The sequence below is a fragment of the Planococcus sp. SE5232 genome (assembly GCF_050686535.1).
Taxonomy (GTDB): domain Bacteria; phylum Bacillota; class Bacilli; order Bacillales_A; family Planococcaceae; genus Planococcus.
Genome location: NZ_JBOGCP010000001.1, coordinates 1,388,574 through 1,401,235 on the forward strand (window position 1 = coordinate 1,388,574; position 12,662 = coordinate 1,401,235).

At 45.3% G+C, this 12,662-nt stretch carries 12 protein-coding genes; all 12 read left to right on the forward strand.

Features of this window, described 5'->3' with window-relative positions:
• Positions 1-5: 5 nt before the first annotated feature.
• Complete coding sequence (locus ACRC6Q_RS06475; protein WP_223633484.1) at positions 6-1,556, forward strand: acyl-CoA carboxylase subunit beta; 1,551 nt, start codon at positions 6-8, stop codon at positions 1,554-1,556.
• Positions 1,557-1,638: 82 nt separating this feature from the next.
• Positions 1,639-2,502: a ketopantoate reductase family protein gene (locus ACRC6Q_RS06480; RefSeq protein WP_223633481.1), complete on the forward strand. Its 864-nt coding sequence runs from the start codon at positions 1,639-1,641 to the stop codon at positions 2,500-2,502.
• Positions 2,499-2,876 (forward strand): DUF3397 family protein, encoded by a 378-nt coding sequence (locus tag ACRC6Q_RS06485; protein WP_223633476.1) that lies wholly within the window; start codon positions 2,499-2,501, stop codon positions 2,874-2,876. The genes ACRC6Q_RS06480 and ACRC6Q_RS06485 overlap by 4 nt, the downstream gene beginning before the upstream one ends.
• A 78-nt stretch (positions 2,877-2,954) precedes the next feature.
• Positions 2,955-4,574, forward strand: coding sequence for a bacillithiol biosynthesis cysteine-adding enzyme BshC (gene bshC, locus ACRC6Q_RS06490; RefSeq protein WP_431466082.1), 1,620 nt, complete (start codon positions 2,955-2,957; stop codon positions 4,572-4,574).
• A 146-nt stretch (positions 4,575-4,720) separates the two neighbouring features.
• The gene (gene mraZ / locus ACRC6Q_RS06495; RefSeq protein WP_146556518.1) at positions 4,721-5,152 is read left to right on the forward strand and encodes a division/cell wall cluster transcriptional repressor MraZ; all 432 of its coding nucleotides are present in this window, start codon (positions 4,721-4,723) and stop codon (positions 5,150-5,152) included.
• Between the two features lie 20 nt (positions 5,153-5,172).
• Positions 5,173-6,111 (forward strand): 16S rRNA (cytosine(1402)-N(4))-methyltransferase RsmH, encoded by a 939-nt coding sequence (rsmH, locus tag ACRC6Q_RS06500; protein ID WP_223633471.1) that lies wholly within the window; start codon positions 5,173-5,175, stop codon positions 6,109-6,111.
• Between the two features lie 12 nt (positions 6,112-6,123).
• Positions 6,124-6,483 (forward strand): cell division protein FtsL, encoded by a 360-nt coding sequence (gene ftsL, locus ACRC6Q_RS06505; RefSeq protein ID WP_223633469.1) that lies wholly within the window; start codon positions 6,124-6,126, stop codon positions 6,481-6,483.
• Entirely contained in the window at positions 6,480-8,792 is a 2,313-nt protein-coding gene (locus ACRC6Q_RS06510; protein WP_431466083.1) for a penicillin-binding transpeptidase domain-containing protein, read from the forward strand. The genes ftsL and ACRC6Q_RS06510 overlap by 4 nt, the downstream gene beginning before the upstream one ends.
• A 25-nt stretch (positions 8,793-8,817) precedes the next feature.
• Positions 8,818-9,786 carry a phospho-N-acetylmuramoyl-pentapeptide-transferase gene (gene mraY / locus ACRC6Q_RS06515; RefSeq protein ID WP_223633454.1) on the forward strand — a complete coding sequence of 323 codons (969 nt, stop codon included), beginning with the start codon at positions 8,818-8,820 and terminating at the stop codon, positions 9,784-9,786.
• Positions 9,787-11,151, forward strand: coding sequence for a UDP-N-acetylmuramoyl-L-alanine--D-glutamate ligase (gene murD, locus ACRC6Q_RS06520; RefSeq protein WP_431466084.1), 1,365 nt, complete (start codon positions 9,787-9,789; stop codon positions 11,149-11,151).
• A gap of 19 nt (positions 11,152-11,170) precedes the next feature.
• Positions 11,171-11,956, forward strand: coding sequence for a cell division protein FtsQ/DivIB (locus ACRC6Q_RS06525; protein ID WP_431466085.1), 786 nt, complete (start codon positions 11,171-11,173; stop codon positions 11,954-11,956).
• Complete coding sequence (locus ACRC6Q_RS06530; RefSeq protein WP_431466086.1) at positions 11,934-12,659, forward strand: DUF881 domain-containing protein; 726 nt, start codon at positions 11,934-11,936, stop codon at positions 12,657-12,659. The genes ACRC6Q_RS06525 and ACRC6Q_RS06530 overlap by 23 nt, the downstream gene beginning before the upstream one ends.
• Positions 12,660-12,662 lie beyond the last annotated feature (3 nt).

Genomic DNA, 12,662 nt, shown 5'->3' on the forward strand with positions numbered 1-12,662 from the left:
GTGAAATGACAAAAACGACTGAAACAACGGGCTACAATGAACGTTTGGAACAAAAGCTGGCGAAGATTTTTGCTGGGGGGCAGCAAAAATATCACGAAAAAATGAAAGAAAGCAATAAATTATTTGTCCGTGACCGGCTGAAATTATTATTTGACGATGAACATTATGCGGAAGATGGACGCTTTGCCAATGTAGAGGCAGAAGATCTGCCCGCTGATGGCGTTGTTACAGCCATTGGCAAAGTCAACGGGGAAACTGTTTGTGTAATGGCCAATGATTCTACGGTCAAAGCGGGATCGTGGGGTTCACGTACCGTTGAAAAGATCATCCGCATTCAGGAAACCGCTGAAAAAATGCAGGTGCCGATGCTGTACCTGGTGGATTCTGCCGGAGCCCGAATTACGGATCAGCTGGATATGTTCCCGAATCGGCGCGGAGCAGGGAAAATATTCCACAACCAGGTAAGAATGTCTGGGATGGTGCCGCAAGTTTGCCTATTGTTCGGTCCATCCGCTGCAGGCGGCGCTTATATTCCTGCTTTCTGTGACATCGTCATCATGGTTGATGGCAATGCCTCAATGTATCTTGGATCGCCGCGTATGGCGGAAAAGGTCATCGGTGAAAAAGTGACGCTTGAAGAGATGGGCGGAGCCCGCATGCATTGCACCGTCAGCGGTGTTGGTGACGTGCTGGTTGCGACAGAAGAAGAAGCCATTTCTGAAGCGCGCCGCTATCTGCAGAATTTCCCGGCCAACTTTGCCATCAAGCCTGAAAAGATAGAGGCAAAAGCGGCGAAGGCTGGACGGTCACTGGAAGCAATCATTCCTGAAAACCAGAATGCGCCTTTTGATATGTATGAACTGATCGATCAGTTGGTCGACGAAGGCAGCTTCTTTGATATTAAAAAGCTGTTCGCTGGAGAATTGATTACAGGAATTGCCCGCATCGACGGTCAAGTGGTCGGCATTCTTGCCAACCAGCCGAAAGTCAAAGGCGGAGTTTTGTTCGGTGATTCAGCTGATAAAGGAGCGAAATTCATCAATCTTTGCGACGCTTTCTCAATTCCGCTGCTGTTCCTTGCTGATGTACCAGGCTTTATGATCGGCACAAAAGTTGAACGTGCGGGCATTATCCGCCATGGTGCGAAGTTTATCGCAGCCATGAGTTCAGCGACAGTGCCGAAAATCTCTGTTATTGTCCGCAAGGCTTATGGAGCCGGCCTCTATGCAATGGCGGGCCCGGCGTTTGAACCGGATGTCTGCATTGCTTTGCCGACAGCGCAAATCGCGGTGATGGGTCCTGAAGCAGCAGTCAATGCTGTTTACTCCAATAAAATCGAAGCAATTGAAGACCCGAAAGAACGTCTTCAGTATGTTCAGCAAAAGCATCAGGAATACAAAGAAGAAATCGATATTTACCGTCTGGCATCCGAATTGATCATTGATGAAATTGTGGCTCCTCATCAATTGCGTTCAGTGCTTTCCCAGCGTCTATCTTTTTATGAAACAAAAGATTTGCCGTTGCCATATCGAAAACATCCGATTTATCCTGTATAATAAAAATTATTATTGGAAGTCTGCCTAATATGGGCAGGCTTCTTTTTTAAGAAAAAATTGTGGCACTGTAAGGAGTGATTCCGTGAAATATGCAATTATCGGAGCTGGAGCGAGTGGACTGCTGCCAGCCTATCTATTGAAAAAAGCTGGCCATGATGTACAAGTGATCGCACAGCATGAAGAACAAGCCGCATTGATCAACAAGCAGGGAATCATACATGGGGAAAACCGCCAGCCAGTCGAAGCCTATACGGATGTGGAGCAGATTGATCCCGATGCTGTTATTATTCTGACGGTGAATTACGAAGATCTGCAGCCAATTTTAAGGCTCTTGAAGATCCGCTGCGCAAGCAATAGGATCATTTTCCTTCAGCAAGGCATGTTGTTTTTGGAAAAAGCAAGGACTCTATCGCATCGCCATATTGCAGCCGCCATACTGGAAACAGATTGCGTCAAGCTAAGTGATGTTGAAATCAGTTTCAACAAAGCAGCGCGGCTCACATTCGGATTAGTGAAAGGACATGCAGAAGAATTCCTGCCGGTTCTTGAAACTTCTGCCTGGCAGAGCGAGTGGGTGGATACTATTGAAGAATCGCTTTTTGAACAGTTGTTGTACAACAGCCTGATCGATCCGCTGACGGCAATCATGAAGATCTGCAACGGCGAACTGATCACCAATCCGCACGCCTATGAATTATTCAGGAACCTATACAGTGAAATTTATTTGGCTTTCCCTGAAATTGAGTGGCTGCAGCCGATTGAAAAAGTGGCAACGTTATGCGCCGCTGAACCTGAAAGAGTTTCTGCCATGCTGGCTGATCGACTCGCGGGCGATGCGATGGAAGTTGAAGGCCTGATGCTTTATGTGTTGAACCGTTCAAAGCTTGAATTGCCTTTGTTTAAAGCTTTTTATCACCTTCTGAAAACTGTTGAGGTAGGAAAATGACGATATTACATACAATTGGAACCGTCTTCCTTTACGTCCCTTTTCTGCTGTTTGCTTTTATCTATTTCATCTCATTGAAAAGAAAAAAACGGAAAGCGCTTGGTGTTGCATCGGATGTCACCACCTTTTTATTGTTCTTTTCCGTACCGGCTTCCGTTGAGTTCCTGTGGGGCTATTCCATTACGGCATCTATTTATTTTGTTGCCCTTGTCCTGGCAATTGTTCTGTTGGTCATCGAATGGAGAACAGCCAAAGAAATTGAAATCATCCCGTTTTTCCGGAAATTATGGAGAACCTACTTTTTGCTGTTAGCCTCCGTTTATGCTCTTGTGTGGCTGGTCGGCCTTGTGATTGTTATCATAAAATCATTTTAGCAGGCGTATTTTTTTTCTTTGAGTGATGCGTTTGATATAGTAGATTTTAAATGTAAAGGGAAAAGGGGACTTTTTTTCATGAAGGTAGAGGAACAATACGTAGAACCAGTAAGTAAATTGATGAGTGATTATGTGAATGGGAGACCGGCCATCCGCTCTTATTTTTCGTATGATCCGCAGATGCAGTCATTTGATGAACGCTTGAAGAAGCTTCAAGGGCATTCTGTCGACCGTGGAAAATTGGCAGGCATTATACGTAGGTATATGGAACGTAATGGGTTGTCGGAAGCGGCACAACAAAATTTAAAAGATTTTGAAGAAGGCGCGCAGGTGGTCGTCACCGGCCAGCAGGCGGGTCTTTTAACAGGTCCCCTATATACGGTACATAAAGCCATTTCAGTAGTTGTTCTGGCAAAACAAGCTTCAGAGCAGCTGAACACCAGAGTAGTGCCGGTTTTTTGGATTGCCGGTGAAGACCATGACTTAGCTGAAATCAGTCACCTTTACCGAGAGATCAATGGGCGGGTCGACAAATTGAATATTCCCCATGCTGAATATGGCAAACATTCGGCTTCTACCGCAGAGCTCAATAAACCTAAAATCGCTCTTTTCCTGGAAGAGTATTTCCGCAGCCTGCCGGAAACCGAACATTCCAGAGAAATCCACCAACTGGCTTTTGGCCTCCTGGAACAATCCGTATCCTTTACTGATTTCTTCGCTGCGCTGCTCCATTATTTTTTCCAGGATGAAGGGCTGCTGTATATTGATGCAGCAGATAAAGAATTCCGCAAATATGAAGCTCCTTATTTCATGGAGCTGATTGAACGCTCAGGAGAAATTGCACGAACAGTAACTGCTGCCGAACAGGCACTTATCCAGGATGGGTACAGTGCAGTGATCGGTGCGGAAGAAAATGCCGCCAACCTGTTTATTACAGTGAAAGGCGAGCGTTTATTGCTGGAACGTGAAAACGAAGAGTTTATCGCAAACAATGGTGCGATCCGCTATACAAAACAGCAGCTTCTAGACGTTGCCCAACAGAATCCGGAACTCTTGAGCAATAATGTGGTGACACGCCCATTGATGCAGGAGATGGTGTTCCCTGTACTGGCATTTGTCGGCGGTCCCGGAGAAATCGCCTACTGGGCTGCATTAAAAGATGCTTTCAAGTTAATGGGCATGGAGTTGCCGGTCATCATGCCAAGGCTGAGCCTGACTTTGGTGAACCGCAAAACCCAAAGTCTACTGGAACAATATAAATTGGATTTCACGGCCGTAGTCAATGAACGCAGAATTCCAGTGATGAGAAACGAATTGATGGAATCGATTCGCGAACAGGAAGCTGAAGCATTGATCGAGGGGCTGCAAGAGCAGGTAGAAGAAGCCTATGAGAAGATTAATCAGCAGTTTTCTTCCATCAGTAAAGGCTTGACACCGATTGTCGAAAAGAATCTTCAGCTGCATATTAAACAATTCACTTTTCTGAAGAACAAGCTGCTGGATGAAGTGATGCTTCAAAACAGTATTGAGTTTGGCCATCTTTCTTCGATTGAAAATGAACTGCTGCCAAACGGCGGTTTTCAGGAACGGATCTACAGTCCATTCATCTATATGAACCAGTACGGAACAGAGCTGGTGAAAGACCTTTTGGCTCTTCCGCTGAATTATGACAAAAATCATAAAATTATTTATTTTTAACCCGAAAAGTCTGCATATGCAGGCTTTTTTTATGTCAAAATAACTTGTTGAGATAATTTCTTGCAACAAACGTGAAATATTTCAAAAACAAGTGGTGGCGAGTGGGGGATTGTGGTACATTTATTACAATAAGTGGGGTGAAGGGCATGTTCATGGGCGAATATCAACATAGCGTTGATGCAAAGGGACGGTTAATCATACCGGCTAAGTTTCGTGAACTGCTGGGTGACAATTTTGTCATCACTCGCGGCCTGGATCAATGCTTATTTGGCTACACGATGGACGAATGGCAGAAAATTGAAGAAAAGCTGAAAGAGCTGCCGGTCACTAAAAAAGACGCTCGTGCTTTTACACGCTTCTTTTTTTCAGGTGCTACGGAAGTGGAACTTGATAAGCAGGGACGCGTCAATATACCGACGACATTAATTTCTTACGCAAAACTTGAAAAAGAATGCATCATCTTAGGTGTGTCCAACCGTTTTGAAATATGGGCAAAAGATTCATGGGAAAGCTATTTTGCAGCATCCGAAGATTCCTTCAATGAAATCGCGGAAAATTTAACTGATTTTGACTTTTAAAAGTGAACGGGGGGAATGGATTGTTCAATCACACCACGGTTTTACTGCATGAAACTGTCGATGGTCTGAACATTCGCCCTGACGGCATATATGTAGATTGTACGCTGGGCGGAGCAGGACACAGCGAATATTTGGTTCAGCAATTATCTGACGAAGGTCATTTATATTGTTTCGACCAAGACGCAACAGCACTGGCTCATGCAAAAGAAAAACTACAAGATTACTTACATAGAATTACGTTTATCCATGCCAACTTCAAGTTTTTAAAAGAGGAACTGGAAATGCGTGGGGTGCAGAAAGTCGATGGCATTCTATATGACCTGGGCGTTTCTTCTCCACAATTGGATACTCCTGAACGGGGCTTCAGTTATCATAATGATGCCCCTCTGGATATGCGAATGGACCAAAGCGCTGAGTTGAGCGCGTATCATGTAGTAAATGAATGGTCTTTCGAAGATTTGGTGAGAATATTTTACCGCTACGGCGAAGAAAAATTCTCGAAACAAATCGTACGCAAAATCGAAGCTGCAAGAGAAAAGCATCCTATTGAAACAACCGGCCAACTGGTCGAATGCATTAAAGACGGTATTCCTGCTTTTGCCCGCCGAAAAGGCGGCCATCCTGCAAAACGTGTGTTCCAAGCCATCCGCATCGCAGTAAACGATGAGCTTGGAGCTGCTGAGACTTCACTGCAGGACGCAATCGGCCTATTGGCTATCGGCGGAAGAATTAGTGTCATCACCTTCCATTCGCTTGAAGACCGGCTCTGCAAAGCAATATTTAAAGAGGCATCCTCGCTTCCCGAATTACCGCCGAATTTACCGGTGATTCCAGAAGGGATGGAGCCGATCCTGAAATTGATCACAAGAAAACCAATCCTGCCTACTGAAGAAGAGCTGGCACATAATAATCGGTCAAGGTCCGCTAAGCTGCGGATTGCAGAAAAAATAAACGAGTAAGGACGTGTTCAGATGGCGTTGAATGCAAGAACTGAAACCTACATCCAACAGCCGGCCGTTCCTCAAAATCCGAGTCGGCAGCCGGCAAGAAAGAAAAGCTTAATCACGAAAGGCGAGAAAATACTGTACGTAACTTTTGTAGCAGTCTGTATCCTGTGCGCATTGCTGGTTCTGCAGAATCAATCGACGATTCAGGCATCTACTCAGGAAATTCAAACAATTGAACAATCAGTCAATGAAAAAACGAAGCAAAATACAGATTTGTCGGTACAGGTAAGTGAACTATCTTCATACGAGCGCATTTGGTCGAAAGCAAAAGAACTTGGCCTTAAATTAAATGAGCAAAATGTAAAGGTAGTGCCTGGACAATGAAAAAAAAGTTTCGATTTCAAGGGGGAGCCTTTCTGCTGTTTTTGTTATTTGCAGGGCTCTTTTTCCTTTTATTGACTAGAATTGTGACAATACAAGCTACGGGAGAAGTGGAAGGCCAGGAACTTGCTGCCAAAGCCGCAGCGAAGTACAGCCAGGAAGAGGTGCTTACTGCTGAGCGTGGACGCATCATCGACCGCAACGGAGAAGTGATTGCTGAAGATACACTGACTTATAAAGTAGTTGCAGTGCTTGATGAATCAGCTACCCAAAAGGCCAGTGACCCGCGTCATGTCGTAGATATCGAAGAAACTGCGGGAAAACTGGCAGGCTATTTAGGTGTTTCGGAAGAAAGTATCCTGAAAACGTTGAAATCCGGTAAGGAAAAAGACCGCTATCAGGTGGAATTCGGTGCGGCCGGCCGTGAGATCAGCCATACACAGATGCTTGAAATGAAAGAAGCCGAAATTCCGGGTTTACTATTTGTCCGGGATTTAAAACGATTATACCCGAACGGCGTTTTTGCATCTCACCTGATTGGCTATGCCATGAAAGAAGAACTGAAAGACGGCGTAACAAAAACGACTGGAAGAATGGGTCTGGAATCCATACACAATGATATTTTGACAGGGAAGAACGGTAAAATAGAATTCGATACCGATAAATGGGGATTCCTGCTGCCGAATAGTGAATCTGCGGTAACTCCAGCTGTCGATGGTTCTGATGTTCAGCTGACTTTGGATAAAACATTGCAGAACTTCCTGGAAGACGCAATGAGTGGCGTCCAGGAAGAATACGATCCCACGCGGATGATCGCTGTAATTGCTGATCCGAAAACCGGCGAAATACTGGCGATGTCCCAGCGCCCGACGTTTAATCCGAATACGCGGGAAGGGCTGTCTGATAACTGGTTGAACGAAAGCATCGAATTGACGATTGAACCTGGCTCTCCAATGAAGATGTTTACGTTGGCAGCGGCTATCGAAGAAGGCAGATGGGATCCGAATGCTACCTATAATTCGGGAACCTATACGCTGCTGGACAGCACGATCGGTGACCATAACAGCGGACGCGGCTGGGGAACCATCTCGTATCTGGAAGGTTTTCAACGCTCTTCTAACGTCTCGATGGCGTACTTATTAGAACGGCTCGGGGCAGACACTTTCATGACTTATGTGGATGCTTTTGGATTCGGCGAGCAGACAGGAATTGATTTGCCGAAAGAAGCAAAAGGCACAATCCTCAATCAATATCCGATCAATAAATTGACCACGGCATATGGACAGGGATCGACTGTAACTCCAATTCAAATGATCCAGGCTGCCACTGCAATTGCAAATGGCGGTGTGATGATGAAGCCCTATGTCATCGATCAGATCAAGAATTCCGATACGGGGAAAGTCACTGTCAAAAGTGAACCTGAAGAAGCAGGTCAGCCTATTTCAGCTGAAACTGCTGAAAAAGTAAAAGAAGTCCTGGCTTCAACTGTCACGTCCGAGGTTGGCTCAGCGCAAGGTTTTGCGCTTCAGGATTACACAATAGCCGGGAAGACGGGTACTGCCCAAGTTCCGAAAGAAGGTGGCGGTTACTTAGCTGGCAGAAATAATTATCTGTTCTCCTTCCTGGGGATGGCTCCTGCCGATGATCCGGAATTGCTCATCTACATTGGTGTACAGCAGCCTAATCTGCCAGCTGATGAATATGGTTCGGTGCCGGTTGCGAAAATCTTTACTTCCGTCATGGAAAACAGTTTGAAGTATTTGAACATCGAGCCGGAAAACATGGCTGAAGCGACAACTAGACCAGTTGATGATTATACAGGGAAATCAGCCGCAGAAGCTTCTGAAGCGTTGAACGGATTAGGGCTCGAAGCTGTTGTCTCCGGGGATACGGATGAAGTCATTGCCCAATACCCGGCGGCGGGCGATACCGTACTTGAAGGCGGACTGGTCATTCTGAAGACGGCGGGGGACACCACCTTGCCTGATTTTACAGGGTGGTCTAAACGGGAACTCCTTGCCTATCAATCCTTAAGTGGCTTAGCGCTGGAAATTGCTGGCCAGGGATATGTTTTGACGCAAAGCATTGCAGAAGGCAAAGTAATAACGGATAATGAGCCAGTAGTAATTGAACTTCATCCACCTGAAATCTACTATCCTGCACGGGCAGAAGCCGAAGCAGCTGAAGAAGGTGCCGAAGAAGATCCGGGCGCGTTGGAAGAATCCGATTCTCAAAATAATGAAGAAGCAACAGAAGCAGAAACATCAGCAGAAGAACCAACAGAAACACCGACAGAAGAAACAACCGAGTAATCTCGTGTTTAAAGGAGCTCTCTAAATGAACGTATATATAGTAATGGGTCTTGGAATTGCTTTGCTCTTAACAGTTGGATTGATGCCGATTTTTATTCCGTTGTTGAAACGGATGAAATTCGGCCAAAGCATCCGCGAAGAAGGGCCTGAATCACATATGAAGAAAACGGGCACGCCCACTATGGGCGGGTTGGTTTTCTTAATTTCCATCATCATCACAGTCCTGCTAGTTGCCTGGGTTGCTGGTCTATTGACCGCTAAAGTACTTATACTATTGCTGGTGCTTTTCGGATATGGAATGATCGGCTTTTTGGATGACTTCATCAAAGTTGTACTAAAGCGGAATCTGGGATTGACTTCCTTACAAAAATTGATCGCACAGATCGTCATAGCGGTCATATCGTTCGTTGTGTTGAGCGGCATCGATTTTGAAACGGGACTCAGCATCCCTTTTACAGCTATTTCAATTGAGTTATCATGGCTGTATGTGTTCTTTATTGTCTTTTGGCTGGTTGGATTTTCTAATGCAGTCAATTTAACGGATGGCCTCGACGGCCTGGTTGCCGGTACTGCTTCTATTGCGTTTGCTGCATTTGGAGTATTGGCAATCCATCAGGATGAAATCGGTATTGCGATTTTCACTTTTTCCGTAACAGGCGGTTTGCTTGGGTTTTTGATCTTCAATAAATACCCTGCAAAAGTCTTTATGGGCGATACAGGTTCACTGGCTCTAGGTGGCGCACTCGCAATGGTTTCCATCTTGTTGAAACAGGAATTGCTTCTGTTGCTGATTGGACTTGTCTTCGTCATTGAAACAGCGTCAGTCATTTTGCAGGTTGGCAGTTTTAAATTGCGGCAAAAACGAATTTTTAAAATGAGCCCAATTCACCATCATTTCGAATTGAGCGGCTGGTCAGAGTGGAAAGTAGTCATTGTATTCTGGACAGTCGGTCTAATCAGTGCGGCAATCGCAGTCTTTTTGGAGGTAATGTAAATGAAAGAGGTGCCACAATTATATCAAAAGAAAATCCTGGTTCTCGGATTGGCAAAAAGCGGTTTTACAGCCGCCCGCATTCTTCATAAGCTTGGTGCATTTGTAACTGTCAATGACTCCAAGCCATTTGAAGCGAATCCGGAAGCACAGGAATTATTAAATATGGGCGTTACCGTCATTTGCGGTAGACATCCCGAAGATTTACTTGAGGAAGGTTTTGAGCTGGTTGTCAAAAACCCGGGAATTCCCTATACTAATATATTGATTGAATCAGCTATCGAAAAAAATATTCCGGTATGGACTGAAATTGAATTGGCTTATTTAATCAGTGAAGCTCCATTTATCGGCATCACCGGTTCTAACGGCAAAACAACAACGACTACTCTACTGTTCCATATGCTCAATCAGGATAATAAGAATCCGCTGATTGCCGGAAACATCGGGACTGTAGCGAGCGGCGTGGCAGAAAAAGCGAAAGCGAAAAATGTCATCGTCACTGAACTGTCTTCGTTCCAGCTGAAGGGCACTGTCGCTTTCCGGCCAGAAATCGCGATCATCACGAACTTATACGAAGCGCATTTGGATTACCATGGAACGATCGAGGATTACCGTGCTTCCAAAATGAAGCTAACAGAAAATCAAACAGCTCAGGATTATTTCATCTACAATGCTGATCAGCCATTATTGGTTGAACATGCGAAAAGCTGCAAAGCGCAGCTGGTGCCTTTCACATTGAAAGGACGTACCGCCACCAGTATCAGTGCAGATGCTGAATTTGTATACTGGCAAGGCGAAAAATTGATTGAACGTTCAAGAATCATGTTGGGCGGCCAGCACAATCTGGAGAATATTCTAGCCGCAACGGCAGCGACTTTGCTTTGGGGGGGAACCAAAGAAACCATTATCCGTGTGCTGACTTCATTTACAGGCGTGAAGCACCGTTCCCAATTTATAGTGGAATGGCAAGGACGTAAATTTTACAACGACTCAAAAGCCACCAACGCACTGGCAACGAAAAGTGCTTTGGAAGCTTTTCCCGAAAAAATCATCTTATTGGCAGGCGGATTAGAACGTAATCATTCTCTGGAAGAAATCCGGCCATTTATGGACCGCGTCAAAGTCCTGGTCACGTTTGGTGAAACTGCACAACGCTTTAAAGCATTTGCAGAGGACTGTGGCGTGTCGGTAATTATTCAGGCAGGCAAGATGGACGATGCAGTTGAGAAAGCGATCAAGCAGTCTGAGAGCGGAGATACGATCCTATTATCCCCTGCCTGCGCAAGCTGGGACCAATACGATAGTTTCGAAATTCGGGGAGATGCTTTCATTTCCGCAGTCCAGCAGATGACGGAAGCGAATGAATAAAAGATAAGGGGCAGCAATTATGGACAAAGTGATTGACATCGAAGAACGCATCCCGACGCTCCGCGAGCGCCGGAAAAAAAGAACTAATCGCAAGTTCGTGGCGCTGCTGTTCATTTTTCTCACTTTGCTTGCCGTACTTTTATACAGCCAGTCGAAGTACAGTGAAATCCAGACCATCACTATCGACGGCGCTGTTCTTTTCGACCAGGAAAGCTACCAGGCAGCAAGTGGATTGAACATCGGGGATTCGATGTGGTCCTTTGATGCGGGAACTGTTGCGCAGCAATTGGAAAAGCTGGAATGGATAGAAGAAGCATCGGTCAACAAAAATTGGTTGACCGGTGTTGAAATCAATTTGAAGGAATACGTTCAGATGGGCTATCTGGACCGCGGCAACAGCTACCAGATTGTCCTGTCGAATAACCTGGCTCTGGATCAACCCGTCGCTGATGTGGACGGTCCGATTTACATGAATTTTGAAAACGAAGAGAAGCGGAAGAAACTGATTGATCAATTAATTGAGATTGATCCTGAAGTTCTTCAGTTGGTTTCTCAAGTTATTTTGGATCCCGACCAGGAAGACGCGGATTATGTGACTTTATACATGAATGATGGAAATGAAGTGCATGGAATTTTAAGTACGTTAGCGGAAAAGATGAATTATTACCCGTCCGTCATTGCCCAATTGGAAGACGGCCAACAAGGGGTAATTGATATGGAAGTGGGCATCTTCTTCCGCTCTTATGCGGATGTTTATGGCTTTGCGAAGGAAGGTGCCGAAGATGAAGACCCCGAAGAAGAATAATCGTAAGAGTTTCAGTAAATCGATTGTCTTCTCTCTGGTATTTCTGGTGCTGGGATTTATCATGGCTTATTCCTATAGTTTATCGAGTGCGACAAAAGAGACAGAGGGATTTACCGGCGGTGCATTTTTCGAACAGGAAGACCGCTATCGTAAAGAATTGATTGACCAGCAGGAAGGCAATAAAGACCTGCGAAATGAGTTGCAGGAGAAGCAGAGCGAGGTACAAGAGTACGAAAAATCATTTGCTGACGGAGAAAACCGCTACACTGAATATGCGGCGGAAGCTGAAGAATTGCGAAGATACCTTGGGCTGGTTCCTGTAGAAGGGAGCGGCCTGAAAGTCACGTTGCAAGACGGCGATTACAATCCGAACTCGGTCAACCCGAATGATTATATTGTTCATGAAAGCCATGTTTTCCAAGTGATCAACGAATTATATATTTCAGGCGCCCAGGCCATTTCGATCAATGGCCAGCGGATCCATGGAAATTCATATATTGTCTGTACAGGACCGGTCATAACGGTAGACGGTGTCCAATACCCGGCTCCTTTTGTCATTGAAGCTATCGGCGAGCCGGAGGTATTGACCTCTTCAATTGAGTTGACCGGTGGGATTAAGGATCAATTATTGAATGATAATATCATCGTCACTTTAGATGAGGGGCAAATCATTGAAATGCCTGCTTTGCTGACAGAATCATGAGCG